The sequence below is a fragment of the Bartonella sp. MR30HLJHH genome (assembly GCF_042194195.1).
Taxonomy (GTDB): Bacteria; Pseudomonadota; Alphaproteobacteria; order Rhizobiales; family Rhizobiaceae; genus Bartonella; species Bartonella grahamii.
Genome location: NZ_JBHIMO010000001.1, coordinates 75136 through 93613, shown reverse-complemented (window position 1 = coordinate 93613; position 18478 = coordinate 75136). Strand labels below are relative to the sequence as shown.

General features: G+C 38.9%; 17 protein-coding genes. 11 read left to right on the top strand and 6 right to left on the bottom strand.

Annotation, left to right across the window (positions count from 1 at the left end; all coding sequences use genetic code 11):
• The first annotated feature begins 26 nt into the window (after positions 1-26).
• Positions 27-1433, top strand: a complete 1407-nt coding sequence (lpdA, locus tag ACFIKR_RS00405; protein WP_015857101.1) for a dihydrolipoyl dehydrogenase — start codon at positions 27-29, stop codon at positions 1431-1433.
• A gap of 1117 nt (positions 1434-2550) precedes the next feature.
• Here the strand turns inward: lpdA and ACFIKR_RS00400 are convergent.
• Together ACFIKR_RS00400 and ACFIKR_RS00395 are read right to left on the bottom strand one after the other, a co-directional pair.
• Positions 2551-3789 (bottom strand): saccharopine dehydrogenase NADP-binding domain-containing protein, encoded by a 1239-nt coding sequence (locus ACFIKR_RS00400; RefSeq protein WP_375658390.1) that lies wholly within the window; start codon positions 3787-3789, stop codon positions 2551-2553.
• 53 nt (positions 3790-3842) lie between these two features.
• Positions 3843-4940: a carboxynorspermidine decarboxylase gene (locus ACFIKR_RS00395; protein WP_375658509.1), complete on the bottom strand. Its 1098-nt coding sequence runs from the start codon at positions 4938-4940 to the stop codon at positions 3843-3845.
• Between the two features lie 167 nt (positions 4941-5107).
• On the opposite strand from ACFIKR_RS00395, the gene ACFIKR_RS00390 reads away from it, so the two are divergent.
• The 7 genes from ACFIKR_RS00390 (at position 5108) to mnhG (ending at position 11889) form a co-directional block, all read left to right on the top strand.
• Complete coding sequence (locus ACFIKR_RS00390; protein ID WP_375658389.1) at positions 5108-5605, top strand: BA14K family protein; 498 nt, start codon at positions 5108-5110, stop codon at positions 5603-5605.
• Positions 5606-5837: 232 nt separating this feature from the next.
• A complete protein-coding gene (locus ACFIKR_RS00385; protein ID WP_375658388.1) occupies positions 5838-8759 on the top strand; it encodes a monovalent cation/H+ antiporter subunit A in 2922 nt (973 codons plus the stop codon).
• Positions 8759-9100: a Na+/H+ antiporter subunit C gene (locus ACFIKR_RS00380; protein ID WP_015857096.1), complete on the top strand. Its 342-nt coding sequence runs from the start codon at positions 8759-8761 to the stop codon at positions 9098-9100. The genes ACFIKR_RS00385 and ACFIKR_RS00380 overlap by 1 nt, the downstream gene beginning before the upstream one ends.
• Positions 9100-10722, top strand: coding sequence for a monovalent cation/H+ antiporter subunit D (locus ACFIKR_RS00375; RefSeq protein WP_375658387.1), 1623 nt, complete (start codon positions 9100-9102; stop codon positions 10720-10722). Before ACFIKR_RS00380 ends, ACFIKR_RS00375 begins: the two co-directional genes overlap by 1 nt.
• On the top strand, positions 10719-11204 hold the full coding sequence (locus tag ACFIKR_RS00370; protein ID WP_375658386.1) for a Na+/H+ antiporter subunit E: 486 nt from the start codon (positions 10719-10721) through the stop codon (positions 11202-11204). Before ACFIKR_RS00375 ends, ACFIKR_RS00370 begins: the two co-directional genes overlap by 4 nt.
• Positions 11201-11482: a K+/H+ antiporter subunit F gene (locus ACFIKR_RS00365; RefSeq protein WP_375635337.1), complete on the top strand. Its 282-nt coding sequence runs from the start codon at positions 11201-11203 to the stop codon at positions 11480-11482. Before ACFIKR_RS00370 ends, ACFIKR_RS00365 begins: the two co-directional genes overlap by 4 nt.
• Entirely contained in the window at positions 11479-11889 is a 411-nt protein-coding gene (mnhG, locus tag ACFIKR_RS00360; protein WP_015857092.1) for a monovalent cation/H(+) antiporter subunit G, read from the top strand. The genes ACFIKR_RS00365 and mnhG overlap by 4 nt, the downstream gene beginning before the upstream one ends.
• 16 nt (positions 11890-11905) lie before the next feature.
• Here the strand turns inward: mnhG and ACFIKR_RS00355 are convergent, their stop codons facing one another.
• From ACFIKR_RS00355 to ACFIKR_RS00340, 4 genes are all read right to left on the bottom strand, one after another.
• Positions 11906-12295, bottom strand: coding sequence for an MliC family protein (locus tag ACFIKR_RS00355; RefSeq protein ID WP_015857091.1), 390 nt, complete (start codon positions 12293-12295; stop codon positions 11906-11908).
• Between the two features lie 17 nt (positions 12296-12312).
• Positions 12313-12708, bottom strand: coding sequence for an MliC family protein (locus ACFIKR_RS00350; protein ID WP_375658385.1), 396 nt, complete (start codon positions 12706-12708; stop codon positions 12313-12315).
• 424 nt (positions 12709-13132) lie between these two features.
• Positions 13133-14266 carry a 3-dehydroquinate synthase gene (gene aroB / locus ACFIKR_RS00345; RefSeq protein WP_375658384.1) on the bottom strand — a complete coding sequence of 378 codons (1134 nt, stop codon included), beginning with the start codon at positions 14264-14266 and terminating at the stop codon, positions 13133-13135.
• The gene (locus ACFIKR_RS00340) at positions 14241-14873 is read right to left on the bottom strand and encodes a shikimate kinase (protein ID WP_375658508.1); all 633 of its coding nucleotides are present in this window, start codon (positions 14871-14873) and stop codon (positions 14241-14243) included. Before ACFIKR_RS00340 ends, aroB begins: the two co-directional genes overlap by 26 nt.
• 259 nt (positions 14874-15132) lie before the next feature.
• Here ACFIKR_RS00340 and ACFIKR_RS00335 point away from each other — a divergent pair, with 259 nt between their 5' ends.
• The 3 genes from ACFIKR_RS00335 (at position 15133) to ACFIKR_RS00325 (ending at position 17896) form a co-directional block, all read left to right on the top strand.
• Positions 15133-16071: a site-specific tyrosine recombinase XerD gene (locus tag ACFIKR_RS00335; RefSeq protein WP_375658383.1), complete on the top strand. Its 939-nt coding sequence runs from the start codon at positions 15133-15135 to the stop codon at positions 16069-16071.
• A 78-nt stretch (positions 16072-16149) separates the two neighbouring features.
• Positions 16150-17106: an acetyl-CoA carboxylase carboxyltransferase subunit alpha gene (locus ACFIKR_RS00330; RefSeq protein WP_375658382.1), complete on the top strand. Its 957-nt coding sequence runs from the start codon at positions 16150-16152 to the stop codon at positions 17104-17106.
• Positions 17107-17146: 40 nt separating this feature from the next.
• The gene (locus tag ACFIKR_RS00325; protein WP_375658381.1) at positions 17147-17896 is read left to right on the top strand and encodes a L,D-transpeptidase family protein; all 750 of its coding nucleotides are present in this window, start codon (positions 17147-17149) and stop codon (positions 17894-17896) included.
• The last annotated feature ends 582 nt before the right edge of the window (positions 17897-18478 follow it).

Below are 18478 nucleotides of genomic sequence, written 5' to 3'. Positions count from 1 at the left end.
AGTTTTCAGGATGAAAGGAGAAACGGATGTCTTATGATGTGGCTGTGATCGGAGCGGGTCCAGGTGGTTATGTAGCAGCAATAAAGGCTGCACAACTGGGACTTAAAGTAGCGATTATTGAAAAGCGTACAACATTAGGAGGAACATGTCTCAACGTTGGTTGTATTCCTTCTAAAGCGTTGTTGCATGCTTCAGAAGTGTTTTCTGAAACCCAGCATGGTTTTGAAACACTTGGTATTTCTATTGGCAAATCTAAGCTTAATCTTGAACAAATGATGGTTCATAAGAAAGCTGTGGTGACAGCCAATACAAGTGGCGTTTCTTTTTTGATGAAAAAAAATAAAGTTGATACTTTTTTGGGGACAGCTAAAATTTTGAGTGCGGGTCATGTGGAAGTTGTTGCCAGAGATGGTAATAAACAAACAATTGAAACAAAAAATATTATTATTGCTACGGGCTCAGAGAGTTCAGGCATTCCAGGCGTGAATGTTGAAATTGATGAAAAGACTATTGTTTCTTCTACGGGAGCCCTTTCACTTGAAAAAGTACCAGAGCATATGATTGTAGTGGGTGCTGGTGTTATTGGTTCAGAACTTGGATCAGTTTGGAGCCGTTTAGGTGCTAAAGTTACCATTATTGAGTATCTTAATAAAATTTTGGGCTCAATGGATGGTGAAGTTTCACGGCAATTTCAGAAATTAATGGAAAAACAGGGGATAGAATATAAGACGGGAACAAAGGTGACAGCTGTTACACAATCTGGCTCAACTGCTCAGGTGACTTTTGAAGCCGTCAAAGGTGGTGCAGCTGAAACTTTAGAGGCTGATGTTGTGCTTATTGCTACTGGACGTTCTCCGTATACGGAGGGGCTTGGCTTAGGGGAGGCTGGTGTTCAGTTAGATGAACGCGGATTTATTGCAATTGATGCCCATTGGCAGACGAATGTTCCAGGAATTTATGCGATTGGTGATGTCGTAAAAGGGCCAATGTTAGCGCATAAAGCAGAGGAAGAAGGCGTTGCTGTGGCAGAAATTTTGGCAGGTCAAAAAGGGCATGTTAATTTTGATGTTATTCCTAGTGTTGTTTATACACAGCCGGAAATTGCTAGTGTAGGAAGGACAGAAGAAGAGCTAAAAACTGCTGGTATTGAATATAATGTTGGCAAATTTCCTTTTATGGCTAATGGTCGTGCTCGTGCAATGCAAAAGAGTGATGGGTTCGTTAAAATCCTTTCTGATAAAAAAACAGATCGGGTATTAGGGGGGCATATTCTTGGATTTGGTGCTGGTGAAATGATCCATGAAATTGCAGTTTTAATGGAATTTGGTGGTTCATCAGAAGATCTGGGGCGTTGTTGCCATGCACATCCTACCTTATCAGAAGCCGTGCGTGAGGCAGCTTTGGCAACATTTGCTAAACCACTTCATATTTAAAAAGCTTTTAAAAAGTACATTTTAAAAGTTATAGGAGGCAGAAAATATTTGTGAAGCATACAACAACATTTTAAAACTTTAAAAAGGAATACAACCAATTGTATTGAAATATTCCGTTTGTTGTATGCTTTTCTATAATTATTGTTTTAAAATTCAGTTGTGTAGTTTTTATTGATTATCCTGTTGTGCATTATCGTTTAGAGCGGTGGTGTTTGTTTGGTTTATGTAAAGTTTTACATATGGGGTTGTTTTTATACTATTATAAAATATTTAGGATAGGGTTCTGAGCCTATTTGCGTGCTTTGTTTTAAGAACACATCTCTCAAAATGCGCAAACCTACTTCACGATGGTGCTCGTGAATGGTATAGCTGTAAAGTTTCTCTTGAAATATATAAAATTCATTCAGATTGTTATAAGATCTATTTTTGCATCATCATCTTTATGTTTAGTAAAAGTATACGCTGACATTATAATGCACTTTTTCAGTTCTCAATATTGCTAAAGCTCTTTATTATTTGAGAGTTTTTATAAGAGAAATTTTTATTCTTTTCTTATTTTTACTCACACGCTCGCTCTGTTTGTGATGTGCAGGAAAAAGATATTAATTGATTCAATGTGAGAGAGTTTGTGATAGGAGAATCTTATAATATTCAGCGTTATGAATCAAATTGAAAATGATATTTGTTGTTATAAATCAATGTGTTATATATGATAATGAATCATATGAAGAGAGAAGCTAAGAGGAATTCGCTCAAAGAAATTGAATTGTTTAATGATTGGTGTGGGTTAAGGATATTTGTCATTTAAGATAAAGAGGGGAGGGATTGAATATTCTACAAAATACCACTCTTTTTTAAAAGAGCGGTATTTTTATATCTTTTCTTTATCACACTATCTTTTTGATGATAATGACAAGTTATACAGTGTAATTAAATTAGTTTTTGGATGATATGTCTCTTCTTTAAGGTTGTTAGGAAATCGTAATGTTGCCAAAATATAACGAATAGCTAAAATTTTTTTGAAAACCATAATTACATGAGAATATTAAGTTTGTTTTCATTGGGCAGTTTTCTGATAACTTAAAAAATCAAGCATATGCTTTCTATAGGTATAAATTTAAAATTCTAATTTTTTATCCTCTTGTTGTTCTCTTATAAAAGTGGGAAGCCCCATACGATCAAGATATTTAAGGAAAGGGCGGGGTGGTAATTCCTCTACATTGACCATAGTCTTAACATCCCATTCGCCTGTAGCAATGAGAAGGGCTGTAGCAGCAGCTGGTACGCCAGCGGTATAGGAAATGCTTTGTGCTCCAGTTTCATGAAAAGCTTGTTTGTGATCGGCTATATTATAGATAAAAATTTCTCGGAGGTTTCCATCTTTTTCGCCTTTAATAAGATCTCCAATACAGGTTTTTCCTGTGTAGTCTGGGGCGAGAGAGGAAGGGTCGGGTAAGACGGCTTTCACGACTTTCAAGGGCACGACTTCTTGACCTTCTGCCGTTTTAATCGGTTGTTCGGATAAGAGTCCGAGGTTTTTTAGAACCGTAAAAACAGTGATATAACGTTCACCAAATCCCATCCAGAAACGGACATTCTCCACATCGAGATTTTTTGATAATGAATGAATTTCATCATGTCCTGTCATATAGGCTTTTTGTTTTCCAACAACGGGAAGATCCCATTCATGGCTGACTTCAAACATTTTATTGGAAGTCCATTTTTTATTTTGCCATGACCATACTTGTCCTGTAAATTCACGGAAGTTAATTTCTGGATCAAAATTTGTAGCAAACCAACGCCCATGATTTCCGGCATTAATATCAATAATATCAATATCTGTGATTTTATCAAAATAATTATCACGCGCTAATGCTGCATAGGCATTCACTACACCTGGGTCAAAACCTGCTCCTAAAATAGCGGTTATACCAGCTTTTTCACATTCTTGACGCCGAGGCCATTCATAATTGCCATACCAAGGAGGTGTTTCACAAATTTTCAAGGGGTCTTCATGGATCGCTGTATCGATATAAGCGCATTTTGTTTCAATACAAGCTGAAAGAACAGACATATTAAGAAAGGCAGAACCAACATTAATGACAATTTCGCATTTGGTCTTTTGGATGAGCTTTATAGTTTCTTCTACATTCATGGCATTGAGCGAATGGCTTTTGAGAACACCCTGTTCTTTCATAGTGTTTTTTTCTTTAATAGAAGCAATGATGGCTTCACATTTTTTGAGTGTTCGTGAAGCAATATGAATTTCACCAAGAATATCGTTGTTTTGAGCACATTTGTGTGCAACAACTTGTGCAACACCTCCAGCACCAATAATGAGAACATTTTTTTTCATTGTAGGTTCATCTCCTTTTTAATACTGTTGTATGACGTTTTTATGGTTGATCTTTATGAAAGACTTTCCTGATAGTCGTTATAGCTGAATTGGCGTTGAAGTGTTAATGTACCATCGCACTCTTTGAGAACAATAGCAGGCATTGTAACGCCATTAAACCAGTTTTTCTTGACCATTGTATAACCTGCTGCATCCTGAAAAGACAGCTGATCGCCTATTTTAAGAGGTTTTTGAAATTGAAATGTTCCAAAAATATCGCCGGCAAGACAAGATTTTCCACAAATCATAATTTCGTGTGGTCCTTGATTGGGCTCTAATTTGGCATTTTCACGATAAATGAGAAGATCAAGCATATGTGCTTCAATTGAGCTGTCAACGATGGCAAGATTCTTTTCATTATACAATGTGTCAAGAACACTGACTTCTAATGTGGTGCTTTTGGTGATAGCAGCTTCTCCTGGTTCTAGAAAAAGAGTAACACCATGGGTTTTAGAAAATTGTTTTAAACGTTTTGCGAAAGATTCTAAAGGATAATTTTCAGCTGTAAAATGGATTCCGCCACCAAGGCTTATCCAGTCAACCGCAGCGAAAAGTTCTGCAAATTTTTCTTCCATGTGATTCAGCATTTGGTTAAAAAGATTAAAATCAGCATTTTCGCAATTGTTGTGGATCATTAGGCCATTTATGAGGGGTAGAACTTCTTTTATAGCGCTGTGATTGGTTTCGCCTAAGCGGCTAAAAGGGCGGGAGGGATTGGCAAGATCAAAATTGGATGCGCTGATTCCTGGATTTAACCTCAAACCCCGTTGGATGGTTTTGCTAGCTTTAGAAAAACGTTGAAGTTGTTGGATTGAGTTAAAGATAATTTTGTCTGCATAGCTACAGGCTTCATCAATTTCATGATCGGCCCAAGCAACCGAATAAGCATGGGTTTCTTTGCCAAATTTTTCTCTTCCTAAACGCAGCTCATAAAGGGATGATGATGTGGTTCCATCCATGAACTCGGACATTAAATCAAAAACACTCCATGTAGCAAAACATTTCAAAGCAAGTAAAATTTTAGCTCCAGACATTTCCCGTAAACGAGAAATTGTTTGCATGTTTTTGATGAGTTTCGATTTGTCTATAAGGTAGTAGGGGGTTTTTATCATCATTTATTCATTCTTTTTTGAAGGATCTTATTACCAAGATCAACGTTTAGTACAAAGAGTAACAGAATGTCTCAAGAAAAAAGAGTCTTAAGAAAAGAATCTGTTTCTGTCTAGCAAGAGAAAGGCTTTCTGTAATTACTGTTGTTTATTATTTTGAGTTTTGCGTTATGAGTATGAAAAAAAAATTATATTATGCTTTAGCTTTTGTATTGGTTAGCAGTTTTTTCATTATAACAACTACTCTTGTTAATTGGGGGCAAAATAGGAGTTATGCTAAAGCCAAACTGGTTACTCAGACTTCTGTCCAAGATAGTTCGGTGCCTTTGATTTTTACGGGGCGTAGAGAACTTAATGGTTTTAAAGGTTATCGTCATTATCGGCGTGGTTATCGTAAATATAGTGATAATTGGTGGTATCCTGAAGTGGCATTTGTTACATCACGGCACTTAAGCACAAAAGGCGCATCATTAAAAGTTGTACCAGATGCTAAAAAAGTGTTTTTAACGTCTTCTTCGGAAAAATTAGAAAAAAAAGAGCCATGGATGCTTAAACAACATATTGAATCTTGCCGTGCGCGTTATCGCTCTTATAATAAAAATGATAATAGTTTTCAGCCTTTTCACGGGGGGCGTAAACAGTGTTTATCACGCTTTTTTAAAGGATAGAAATTATTAAATAAATTTTTAATTGCTTCTTGTCGTGGGCGTTATTGTTCTTACAATAAAGAGAAAACTTGCGTGGTGCGCAGCGTTTTTATGCAAGCGTTTTTTTTTGAAAAATTTAAATGCTTTTAAGTTTTATTAAATCTTATTATCATTAAGTGTGGAATGGGGGGTGAGGATATAAGTTTTTGTTTTGTCGATGACAAAATATTAAGGACAGGATGGAGTTGAAAGAATGACAACACGGGAAGCAATGTTGATATTGCTCGTTTTGCTTCCCTTTGGTGGAAGTGCTATCATTGGCTTTTTTCGCTCGACAGCAAAAAATAATGAAGCATGGTTTGCTGGGATTGTTGCGCTTTTCTGTCTTATTTTTACAATAATGCTTTATCCGGAAGTTCGCGGAAACCACGTAGTGCGTTTAGATATTTCTTGGCTTCCAGAATGGGGGAGCGATTTGATTCTCCGTATAGATGGTTTGTCGTGGCTTTTTTGCTTGCTCGTTACAGGAATTGGGTTGCTTGTTGTCATTTATTCACGTTATTACATGGATCCAGCAGATTCTGTACCGCGATTTTTTTCCTTTTTTTTGGCCTTTATGGGATCAATGACGGGAATAGTCTTATCAGGCAATCTCGTCTTTTTGGTTATTTTTTGGGAACTCACCAGCATTTTTTCTTTTTTGTTGATCGGCTATTGGTATCATAATGCAAGTGCGCGTGAGGGTGCGCGTATGGCTCTAACGATCACAGGTTTTGGCGGTTTTGCCCTTTTTATTGGGGTTTTATTGATCGGGTATATTGTTGGCAGTTTTGATTTGGATAAAGTGCTGCAGTCTGGAGATATGATCCGGTCAAGTTCTCTTTATAGTCCTGTCCTTATTTGTATTTTATTGGGGGGATTAACAAAAAGTGCGCAGTTTCCCTTTCATTTTTGGCTGCCCAATGCGATGGCTGCTCCAACCCCTGTATCGGCTTATTTGCATTCAGCAACCATGGTAAAAGCGGGATTGTTTTTGCTTGTTCGTTTATGGCCTGTGCTTTCTGGGACAGAATCTTGGTTTTGGCTGGTTGGCTTTTCAGGACTCTCTACATTGCTGCTTGGTGCCTATTTTTCCATGTTTCAGCAAGACTTGAAAGGGCTGCTTGCTTACTCAACTATTAGTCATCTTGGATTGATTACCACGCTTTTAAGCCTTGGTAGTCCACTTGCTTGTGTTGCAGCGATCTTCCATATGGCTAATCATGCTACTTTTAAAGCTTCTTTATTTATGGCTGCTGGTATTATTGATCACGAGACGGGAACACGTGATATGCGTAAATTGTCAGGGCTTTATCGCTCTATGCCTATTACAGCAACTCTCGCTTTAGTTGCAAGCGCAGCGATGGCTGGAGTTCCTTTGTTGAATGGTTTTTTATCGAAAGAGATGTTTTTTGCTGAAGCTGTTGAAACGCATATGGAATCATGGCTCGATTGGATTGCACCTTATGTAGCAACGCTGGCTAGTCTGTTTAGTGTAACCTATTCTATACGCTTTATTCATGGCGTTTTTTTGGGACCAAAACCTGTCAATTTACCCAAAACTCCCCATGAACCACCGCATTTCATGCGTTTACCAATGGAGCTTTTGGTGTTTATTTGTTTAGCAGTTGGTATTTTTCCTAATTTAACAATAGGACCTATTTTAGATAACGCGGTCGTGTCTGTTTTAGGACCAATGACAATCCCTTATAGTTTAGCTGTTTGGCATGGGTTTAATACTCCATTAGTGATGAGTTTTGTTGCGTTATTAGGAGGCGGATTACTCTACGCTGTCGGGCACCGTTATTTTTTATCCTGTGATGATGGAGCGCCTTTTTTTCGTCACTTAAATGGACCGCGTATTTTTGAACGCATTCTCGTGATTATTTCTTGGAAATGGGCACGTGCGGTGGAATCTATTTTGTCAACACGTCGTTTGCAGATACAGTTGCACTGGATTTTTTGGGTGTGTTTTGCGTTTGTTGGTCTTTTACTTTGGTGCGATGGTTTTATTTCAGCGGGGGCGTTACCGCTTTTCCCAGTTGATATTCCCTTTCTCGCTCTTTGGTTAGTTGGCGGATTATGTGCACTTTTAGTTGCTTGGCAAGCAAAGTTTCATCGTCTTGCATCACTCATGTTGTCGGGGGGAGCTGGTTTGATGACTTGTGCAACCTTTTTATGGCTTTCTGCTCCTGATTTAGCAATAACACAATTAGTTGTTGAGGTTGTTACAGTCGTCTTATTATTGCTTGGTTTACGGTGGTTGCCTAAACGTTTGCATAATCCTACACCAACGCCTGTTCGTTTTTTCGTGCGCTTGCGTCGTATCCGTGATTTTATCATAGCCCTTGTGGGAGGTGCTGGTGTAGCATGGCTCTCTTTTGCAGTGATGACACGCCCTCAAGATACGACGATTTCTGATTTTTTTCTCACCAAGGCTTACTCTGATGCTGGTGGTCGCAATGTTGTGAATGTGTTGTTGGTTGATTTCCGTGGTTTTGATACTATGGGAGAAATTGTCGTTTTGGGTGTTGTTTCTCTCACTGTTTTTGCTCTTTTACGACGGTTTCGTCCTGCCCCTGAAAGTATTGATGCACCTTTTCAACAACGTGTTCAGAAAGCCTTTGATATGGCACAGCCTAATCGAAATGTGGGAGATACAGTGCTGAATTATTTAGCTGTTCCTGCTGTTATTATGGGTTGGCTCTTTCCGATTATTATCGCTTTTGCTATTTATTTATTTATGCGAGGGCATGATCTGCCAGGAGGTGGATTTGTCGGTGGTGTTACTTTGGCGATAGGATTTATTTTACAATATCTTGCACGCGATATTCGGTGGGTGGAAACGCATTTGAGAGTTTTACCTTTGCGTTGGATGGGCTTTGGTTTATTGTTGTCAGTCGTAACGGGGATGGGCTCTTGGTTTTTTGGATATCCTTTTTTAACATCCTTTTTTCGATATATTCATTTTCCGTTAATTGGAAAAGTTCCCATGGCATCTGCTTTTTTGTTTGATTTTGGTGTGCTTTCTCTTGTGTTAGGAGCAACTGTTCTCATTTTAATTGCACTTGCACACCAGTCAATTCGGAGTTACCGAATCGGTAAGAAACCTGTTTTGAAAGAGAAGGAAAATTAATGGAAATTGTTCTTTCTTTAGGTATTGGTATTCTTGTTGGATCAGGAATTTGGCTTATTTTACGTCCACGCACTTTTCAAGTCATTCTTGGTTTGTCTTTGATTTCCTATGGTGTCAATCTTTTTATGTTTTCAATGAGTAGACCGCGTAGTAATGCCGCTCCAATTGTTGATCCTACTACTGTTATTAATCCAGCTAATTATGTCGATCCTCTTCCTCAAGCCTTGGTTTTAACTGCGATTGTGATTGGTTTTGCAACGACAGCTTTATTTTTAGTTATTCTCTTGGTTTCACGCGGTTTAACGGGTTCAGATCACGTTGATGGACGTGAGGTGCAGTGATGGAAGTAGGAGTGCACCATCTCCTTATTTTGCCTATTCTTTTGCCGTTAATCACTGGAGCACTTCTTCTTTTTTATGATGAACGGCGTTCGAAATTTAAATCATTGATTAGTCTTTTTTCGGCGGGATTGTCGGTCGTTATTGCTGTTTTACTGATTATACATACTCTTGAAATAGCGCCGGCTTGCGATGTTTATCGGCTTGGCAATTGGCTCTCTCCCTTCGGAATTGTTTTGGTCCTTGATCGTTTAAGCGCCATGATGCTTTTACTTTCAAGCTTATTGGTGACTAGCGTACTGGTTTTTGCGCGGGCTCATTGGTACAAAGCGGGTTCTCATTTTCAGTCACTGATGCAATTTTTTATGGTGGGGATAAATGGCGCTTTTTTGACCGGTGATTTATTTAATTTATTTGTATTTTTTGAAGTTATGTTAACAGCTTCCTATGGGCTTGCTTTGCATGGTTCTGGTCAGGCACGCGTGCGCGCAGGGTTGCATTATGTCGTGGTTAATCTTGTTGCTTCATTACTTTTTTTAGTTGGTACAGCACTTATTTATGGAGTCGCTGGTACTCTTAATATGGCCGATTTGGCTGTTAAAATAAAATATATATCTTCTACAGATATTGTTTTGTTCGAAATAGGTGTTGCACTTCTAGGTATTGCTTTTTTGCTTAAGGCTGGTATGTGGCCGCTTAATTTTTGGTTGGTGCCAACTTACAGCGCAGCAGTAGCGCCTGTTGGAGCTTCTTTTGCACTTTTGAGCAAGGTGGGTATTTATATTATTTTACGTTTAACGTTGCTGTGGTTTGGTCCTGAAAGTGAATATTTTAACCATTTTTGTCATACGGTTTTGTTTTATGGGGGGCTTGCCACTATAATTTTTGGTTTTATTGGAGTATTGGCGAGTCAAGTTTTGGTGCGTTTGGTAGCTTATAGTGTTCTTGTCTCTTCTGGTACATTGTTGGCAGCAATAGGGATCGGCAATGCAGCACTGACAGCAGGTGCACTTTTTTATATTGTTTCTTCAACTTTAGCACTGGGAGCTTTTTTTCTTTTGGTAGAGTTGGTTGAACGCTGTCAAGACGTGGCTGCGAATGTTCTGGCTGTTACAATGGAGGTTTATGGTGACGATGAAGAGGAAGAAGAAGATGAAGTTGGCACCTATTTTCCAGTAACCTTGGCAATTCTTGGAGCTTGTTTTGGTATCTGTGCCATTTTGATTATTGGATTGCCACCTTTTTCTGGTTTTGTTGCTAAACTTATGATGTTCATGGCAGCCTTGAATCACAGTAAAGAGAATTTGTCTAATTCTCTACCGGTGTATCAGAATTGGCTTTTTATTATTTTTGTCACCTTCTCTGGTTTTGCAGCTTTGATTGCACTGACACGAACGGGTATTAGAACTTTTTGGGTGTCTCTTGAAGGTCGCGTTCCTCGTGTGCAGGTGATTGAATTTGCACCTATTGCTGTTCTTCTTGCTTTATGCTTTCTTATAACAATTTTAGCCGGTCCTGTTGGTCATTATATGTCTGAAACTGCTAAGACTTTGTATGAATCTCAGAATTATATTGGGAGTGTTTTAACGGATTTTTCTCTCGAAAAGAGGGAGATGAACAAATGAATCGTTTTTGTCCCTCTCCTTTTTTTAGTGGTGTCATTGTCCTTATGTGGCTTATTTTAAATGGTTTTAGTTTAGGGCAATTGCTCTTAGGTATTATAACTGCTTTGTTTTGTGGTTGGATGATGCGGTTTCTTGAACCCGAGAAGGTTGCTATTAACAGCTGGAGTGCGGTTTTTCGTCTTTTTTTTCGAGTCTTGATAGATTCTATATCCTCAAATATCTCGGTGATTTGGTTTGTTTTAACAAAAAGGTCTCGAAAACAGCGATCTGGTTTTATTGTAGTGCCTCTTCTGCTTCATAATCGCACTGCTTTGGCTATTTTAGCGTGCATCCTTTCGGCAACTCCTGGAACGGCTTGGGTTGCCTATAATAGTAAAAAGGGTGAGCTTTTGCTCCATGTCTTAAATTTAAAAAAAGGATATAATTATCAACGATTGATAAAACAACGGTATGAGCAATTACTTTTGGAGATTTTCTTATGAGTATGGTGATCCTTTATTGGGGGCTTTTTTTTTCACAGTTTTTTTTAAGTTTGGCGGTGGTCTTCGCATTGTTTCGGTTGATTCGTGGTCCACGGGCACAGGATAGAATTGTTGGTTTGGATGCTCTTTATATAACCACTGTTCTTTTGTTTCTTACATTCGATATCCGTTCAGGAACAACCATTTATTTTGTTGCTGCCCTCATTATTGGGTTGTTGGGGTCTGTCTCAAGCATCGCTTTAGCGAAGTTTCTTATGCGGGGGGAGGTTATTGAATGAAAGATGACGTATCGCTTGTGGTGGCTATTGCTATCACGGTTTTCTTAATATTAGGGTCTGGATTGACACTGATTGCAACGATAGGTTTGGTGCGCTTTTCCAGTTTTTATGAGCGTTTGCATATGCTTTCAGTATGTACGAGTTGGGGTGTTGGTAGCATTCTTATTTCTTCATTTCTTTATTCAATATTTGTGGACCATTATTTTGTTTTTCATGAAGTGTTGCTGATGTTTTTTTTGTTTTTAACAGCACCGGTAGCTTCTATGTTGCTCTCACATACAGCAGCTTATCGACATCATTCAGAAGAACAGTCAGAAAAACCGCTGGCTCTTTTATTAAACCAGACGGAGGAAAAGTTACCCACGTCAGAAGGAACATCAAGCGATGAGAGCCAGCGCGGTTCTTGAAATACAAGAAGCTTCTTTATTCTGTACTTTTTTCTTCTACACACGTGAGGGACGTTGCGTGGTCTTCAGTAAGGGTATTGTAGAATGAGGCCTCGTTTCCTTTTGTCCACCAAACATATTCACCCCCTACATATTTTGCTCCAGAAGCAGAAACGACATTGGAAGCGATGATGCGCTTTCCATTCCATTTGAGATCAACTAATGCAATATCATTGGTAGTGTAGTAAGTTGCTTCAACACGTTCTTTTTTTGTTTCATTGCTGCATTGATAGACAGCGGTTTCTTTTTTTGGTTCTGAATCGTCTGGTACCTCAATGACTAAAGAGCCGGCAAAGGCACTCGTTGAGCTAAAAAGCGATAGACTTAAAACGGCTAAAAACCGTAAATTAAAAAGAGTTTTTTTCATAATGATTCCTTCGTTATTTAGAACAACAATGTTGATTCATCTTGACAGTGGATGGGGGTTTTTCTTTCTGGATCACGAAGATGATCGTAAAGTGTGACTTCGTTGTTCTTTTTCCACCAAACATACCAGCTTCCTTCGTATTTTTCTCCTGTGTCTGCGATTACATTTGCAGCAATGACGCGATCGCCTTTCCATTTGAAATCAACCAACGAAATATTATCAGCATTAAGATAGACTGCTTCAACGCGCTCTTTACTTGTTCCAGTATCGCACTGGTAGGTAATGGTCTCAGTTTTTGGCTCTGGATTGTCTGGTACCTCAATGATAAAAGAACCAGCTAAACTATTGTTTGAGCTGAAGATTGATAAACTTAAAGCGGTGAAAAATCCTAAAATATGTAAAGTTTTTTTCATGATGCTTCCCTATATTCCTATATTGTTCACAAAGAATAATTTGATTGATACGATGGTGTCTACGGCAGGATTCGAACCTGCGACCCCAGGATTCATACCACTTCGATTTTCACCGCCAGCTTTTCACAGCTGTTTGTGGTCTGGACTGTCTCTTCACCTTGAAGCTTTTAGCTCTTTAGGTGCTGCCCGTTCAGTCTCTACACCTTTCTCTCATTTGAGGAGAGACTTGGCTCGGGATTGGCATTGGCATATAGTCTCCCATGAAGCTTTCCCCGAATTTGAGCAGATCCACTTTGAGGATTTCTCCTTAAAGCGCCCAATTTCTTTAGGAATCCTGTGCTCTATCCTACTGAGCTACGCAGACATCATCATACTTATTCCTTTAATAGAAGTATAAAAACGAATCAATTATATTCAATATGAATTAACGAATTTCTGCTAATTTTTGTTCCAGAAAAGTCAAAACTGCTTCCGGAGAGACATTTTTTGCAATAAATGATTGACCAAGTCCGCGTGTTAAGATGAAGGTCAAATTGTTTTGCGAAACTTTTTTATCTTGGGCAATGAGAGTCATTAAAGTGTCAGCATCTGGTAACTTCCCTGGGATATCCTTTAATTGTGTAGGCAACCCTATAGATTTGAAGTGTGCTTCAATACGTTGTGTAAGTGTGGGGCTTATCAAATTTAGTTGAGCAGAGAATTGATGCGCTAGAATCATTCCAATTGCTACAGCTTCACCGTGAATTAAACGCTTTGATTCATAAGCCGTTGCTGTTTCAAGCATGTGTCCAAATGTATGGCCGAGATTTAAGAGCGCGCGCTCTCCTGCTTCGTGTTCGTCACGTGCTACAATGGCAGCTTTAAATTGGCATGAGCGGACAATAGCTTCTGTTCGTATTGGGCCATTGGAAAAAATTTCTTTCCCATTTTTTTCAAGCCACTCAAAAAAATCAGGCTGGTTAATGAGTCCATATTTGACCATTTCTGCGTAACCAGCACGAAATTCGCGCGGTGGTAGGGTATCAAGAAGACATGTGTCAGCAATAACGCATTGCGGTTGATAAAAAGTACCAATAAGATTTTTACCATATTGGCTATTGATTCCAGTTTTTCCACCAACGGAGGAATCAATTTGTGCAAGAAGCGTTGTGGGCATTTGAATGAAGTTCATACCACGGCGGATTATACTTGCCGCAAATCCTGCTAGATCGCCAATGACACCACCACCAAAAGCAATAACACAATCGCCTCTTTCTAAACGCGCAGCAAGAATTTGACCGATGACAATTTGCAGGGTTGAAAATGATTTTGATTGTTCTCCTGCTTCTACAATAATAGGGACAGTATGAATTTTATTTTTTATTAACTCTGCTTGTAATATTTCCAAATGAAGAGAAGCAACATTTGTATCTGTAACAAGTGCCAAGCGCGTTGGATGAGGATCTTTTTTGTTAAGAGCATGTTTAATCTGTGAAGCAGCTTGTGCAATCAGATTCGGACCAATGATGATATCGTAACAGTGTTTGTCCAGTTTAACAGTGACGGTCTTTGTTTGCATGCTGGTTGTCCCTATTGTTAATTTCTGTGTATAGGTAGTGCTGTACAGATCGTATAACATTTTGTGCTACGGTATGACGGCTTTCTTTATGACTGTTAATTGTTAAGTTTGCCTTTGCATAGATAGGGTAACGCTGTTCCATGAGTTTTTGCATGGTTTCTTTAGGGTTGGCTGTTTGAAGCAGGGGGCGTGTTGGGTGCTTTGAGACACGTTGCATGAGGATATCAAGATCGACTTTTAGCCATATGGATATACCATTTTGGTGAATGGCTTTTCGGATATTTTCATTTATGTAGGCACCACCACCTGTTGCTAAAACAAGAGGACTTTTTTTTATGAGGTTTAGAATAATACGCTGTTCAAGAGCACGAAATTCTGATTCACCATAAATTTCAAAGAGTTCAGTGATTGTCATTTGCGCAGCTTTTTCAATTTCTTGGTCAGAATCATAAAAGGGTAAACGGAGCATGGTGGCGACGCGTTTTCCGATCACTGATTTTCCTGCCCCCATAAGACCTACAAGGACAAGTGCTCTTTTATCAAGGGACGATAAGAGCTGATTCTTTATTTGTGTTATGGGGAGGCGTTTTGGTCGATTGCTTTTCATAACTTTATTTCGGCATTTATCCATCTTAAAGTCAATTCCTGTTAATCTTTGTGAGGCATAATACGAGATAGAATATTTTTGGTAGGTTATTATCTTATGCCAACATTGACCAGATTTTTGATGATTCTTTTCATTTTGCTTTCTGTTCTTTTCATTATAATGGGTGCTCTTGTGGTTTGGGTTGAACCAGTAACTGTGGATATGTACATTGATGTCCCTTTGGATTCATGGAATCTTTCTACGGAAGCGAATCAATGAAATGAAAAGTGGTGCTGTGATAGATCATTTTCTTGAGATGATGAGCGCGGAGAGGGGGGCTTCACCTCATACGCTTGCGGCTTATCAGCATGATTTGCAGTGGGCACAAGATGAATTGTCTTCACACTCTGTTTCGCTTTTTTCAGCACAAAAAGAAGATTTAATTGCCCTTTTGTCGCTTATGCATACGTTTGGTTTTGCGGCATCGTCGCAAGCGCGCCGTTTATCGACTTTGCGTCAGTTTTATCAATTCCTTTATGCTGAAGGGTTGAGAGCAGATGATCCATCTCATGATATTGACGCGCCTCGCCAAGGGTGCCCTTTGCCCAAAATCATGAGTGAAGATGCAGTGATAAAATTGCTTGATTTAGCACAGTTAGAAGTTAATCAAGCCCATTATGGATCTAAGGATTATCTGCGTGCATTGCGTCTTCAGCTATTGAGTGAAATGCTTTATGCAACAGGATTACGCATTAGTGAGTTGGTGAGTCTGCCTGTGCAGGCTGTTCGGGGGAAAACATACAGCATTTTGGTTCGTGGTAAGGGCAAAAAAGAACGAATGGTGCTGTTATCAAAAAAAGCATATCAAGTTCTTTTGCAGTGGTTAAATTTGCGTGATCAGGGAAAGGATGCCGCAAGTTCTTATCTTTTTCCTGCAAATTCCGAGACGGGATATATTGCTCGTCAAGTTGTTGCACGGGAATTGAAAAATCTCGCCACAAGAGCAGGAATAAAAAGTAAACACTTTTCTCCCCATGTGTTGCGCCATGCTTTTGCTAGTCATCTTTTGCAAAATGGTGCTGATTTACGTGCAGTTCAGCATTTGTTAGGTCATTCTGATATTGCTACTACTCAAATTTACACACATGTATTGGAAGAAGGTCTTTATCGTTTAGTCAATGAGCATCATCCACTTGCCGATGAGCAAAAGGCTCGTTAAAGAAAAGGTGATGTTTTTGAAAAAGACTTTATAAAGCAAATTATAAGTGTATAAGTGACACTGAATGAGTTGGTACAAATGTATAATTATCTTGATTTTGAAAAACCAGTTGCTGATCTTGATGGGAAAATTCTTGAATTAAAAAAAATTTCTCAGGAAAAAGGCAGTCTTGATATGAGTGACGAGATTGCTCGTCTTGAAACGCGTTCCCAAACAGCGTTGCGTGATATTTATAAAAAATTATCGCCGTGGCAAAAAACACAAGTCGCTCGTCATCCTGATCGTCCCCATTTTATGGACTATTCTAAACGCCTATTGAGTGATGTTACGCCTTTGGCAGGAGATCGCAAGTTTGCTGAAGATGAGGCTATTCAAGCTGGGTTTGCACGCTTTAGGGGAGAAGCAGTTGCTTATATCGGTCAAGAGAAAGGTCACGATACGCAAACACGTTTGCGTTATAATTTTGGTTCTGCACGTCCAGAAGGCTATCGTAAAGCTGTACGTATTATGGAAATGGCTGACCGCTTTGGTTTGCCACTTCTCACTTTTATTGATACAGCAGGTGCGTATCCTGGGGTAAGCGCTGAAGAACGTGGGCAAGCGGAAGCAATTGCTCAATCAACAGCTGCAACTTTGCGTTTGAAAGTTCCTGTGGTTTCCGTTGTTATTGGAGAAGGCGGTTCTGGAGGGGCGATAGCAATCGCGGCTGCCAACAAAGTTTATATGTTGGAGCACGCAATTTACTCTGTTATTTCACCAGAAGGAGCAGCTTCTATTTTATGGCGTGATCCAGCTCGTGCGAAAGATGCTGCAATGAATATGCGTATTACCGCTCAAGATTTGTATCGCTTAAAGATTATTGATGGCATTATTTCGGAACCTTTAGGAGGAGCGCATCGTGGCAAAGAGATTGTCATTGATGCAACGGGTGATGTTATTTCAGAGGCTTTAAAAGCTATGGCTGGAAAAGATGGTGAAGCTCTTAAACAAGAGCGAAGGGAAAAATACCTTCAAATTGGTCGATCTCTAACATAGGTTATTTTTTGTGAGGGGTGTTGGATTGGAGTTTTATTCGATGACATTTAGCAGATTCCTCGCTGTGTGTGTGTTGTTTGTAATGGGAATATTGGCGGCATGTGGGGGAAGATTGCCAGCTTCTATTCGTGCCAAAGTTGAGCAGCCGTTGCCACAAGAAATCCAGAATAGAATGGCTTTGTACGATATTGATCCTTATGCACCAATTGTAATGCGATTTTTCAAGGAAGAAAATCTTGCTGAAATTTGGAAGCAATCTCGTTCAGGGCCTTTTATCTTGGTTGCTCGCTATGGCATTTGCAAATGGTCTGGTAAGCTTGGACCTAAATATAAAGAAGGGGATCTTCAGACACCAGAGGGTTTTTATACTATTAGCGCAAACCAAATGAATCCTTATTCAAAATATTATCTTTCTTTTAATATAGGATTTCCTAACCTTTATGATCAGGAAAATGGTCGTACAGGAAGCAATCTTATGGTGCATGGTTCTTGCTTTTCCGCAGGTTGTTATTCTATGAGTGATAAGAACATGGCTCAGATTTATGCGTTTGCACGGGATGCTTTTAAAGGAGGACAAAGAGAGTTTCAGTTGCAGGCTTTCCCTTTCCGCATGACCGAGGATAATATGTTACGTCATAGCAATGATCCTCATTATCAATTCTGGGTTATGCTTAAGAAAGGTTATGATTTTTTTGAAAAAAATCGTCAGCCTCCAACTGTTGAAGTTTATGGAAAACGTTACGTTTTTAATCGCGATATTGATAAAACTTCAGTTTCTCTATTGCAGTGAGTGTTATTGTATCCTGATGGACCGTAGACACTATCACTTATAAATGGCGATACAGGATATGCAAAAACTTTACGCATAAGGTGTTTAAGTGAGTAGTCAATATTTTAAAGCGCAGAGTTTTTTCATAGAGCCTTATGTGAGTACTTCAGATGAAGTGGGAAGCCAAGAGGAATTTTCTCAAAGAAGTTGAATTATTTGTACATCGGTACTGGTGTCAATCTTCGTTTTTAGTGAAGAGTAAGTTAATATAAAATGCGCCTCTCTTTTTATTTCACTTAGCTGGAGTAAATATAGAGTTGAGCAGAACATTTTAGAACCAAGAATTTGCCCAATCGGTTTGTGAAATGAGTTACATGAAGTGGTTCGCAGATGAAGTACATTTAGAGAGAAAACAATCTGATTACAGATTTATGGATATTAAAATTTTTATCATAACAATTTGATTTACAATGATAGTTTATTATTTTCAGTTTGAATTGAGGGACTCAATATCATAATATCCTTTTATCTCAAAATCTGTTTATAATGAATCAATCGAAACCATTTTTTGCACACCATAAAATTGGATTAGCATGTGAATAA

Coding starts and splice junctions, on each gene's coding strand:
- ACFIKR_RS00365 (WP_375635337.1), top strand. CDS start 11,201: ATGAGTATGGTGATCCTTTATTGGGGGCTTTTTTTTTCACAGTTTTTT.
- aroB (WP_375658384.1), bottom strand. CDS start 14,266: ATGCAAACAAAGACCGTCACTGTTAAACTGGACAAACACTGTTACGAT.
- ACFIKR_RS00350 (WP_375658385.1), bottom strand. CDS start 12,708: ATGAAAAAAACTTTACATATTTTAGGATTTTTCACCGCTTTAAGTTTA.
- ACFIKR_RS00325 (WP_375658381.1), top strand. CDS start 17,147: ATGACATTTAGCAGATTCCTCGCTGTGTGTGTGTTGTTTGTAATGGGA.
- ACFIKR_RS00385 (WP_375658388.1), top strand. CDS start 5,838: ATGACAACACGGGAAGCAATGTTGATATTGCTCGTTTTGCTTCCCTTT.
- ACFIKR_RS00380 (WP_015857096.1), top strand. CDS start 8,759: ATGGAAATTGTTCTTTCTTTAGGTATTGGTATTCTTGTTGGATCAGGA.
- ACFIKR_RS00355 (WP_015857091.1), bottom strand. CDS start 12,295: ATGAAAAAAACTCTTTTTAATTTACGGTTTTTAGCCGTTTTAAGTCTA.
- ACFIKR_RS00390 (WP_375658389.1), top strand. CDS start 5,108: ATGAGTATGAAAAAAAAATTATATTATGCTTTAGCTTTTGTATTGGTT.
- ACFIKR_RS00400 (WP_375658390.1), bottom strand. CDS start 3,789: ATGAAAAAAAATGTTCTCATTATTGGTGCTGGAGGTGTTGCACAAGTT.
- ACFIKR_RS00375 (WP_375658387.1), top strand. CDS start 9,100: ATGGAAGTAGGAGTGCACCATCTCCTTATTTTGCCTATTCTTTTGCCG.
- lpdA (WP_015857101.1), top strand. CDS start 27: ATGTCTTATGATGTGGCTGTGATCGGAGCGGGTCCAGGTGGTTATGTA.
- ACFIKR_RS00395 (WP_375658509.1), bottom strand. CDS start 4,940: ATGATAAAAACCCCCTACTACCTTATAGACAAATCGAAACTCATCAAA.
- ACFIKR_RS00335 (WP_375658383.1), top strand. CDS start 15,133: ATGAAAAGTGGTGCTGTGATAGATCATTTTCTTGAGATGATGAGCGCG.
- mnhG (WP_015857092.1), top strand. CDS start 11,479: ATGAAAGATGACGTATCGCTTGTGGTGGCTATTGCTATCACGGTTTTC.
- ACFIKR_RS00330 (WP_375658382.1), top strand. CDS start 16,150: ATGTATAATTATCTTGATTTTGAAAAACCAGTTGCTGATCTTGATGGG.
- ACFIKR_RS00340 (WP_375658508.1), bottom strand. CDS start 14,873: ATGAAAAGCAATCGACCAAAACGCCTCCCCATAACACAAATAAAGAAT.
- ACFIKR_RS00370 (WP_375658386.1), top strand. CDS start 10,719: ATGAATCGTTTTTGTCCCTCTCCTTTTTTTAGTGGTGTCATTGTCCTT.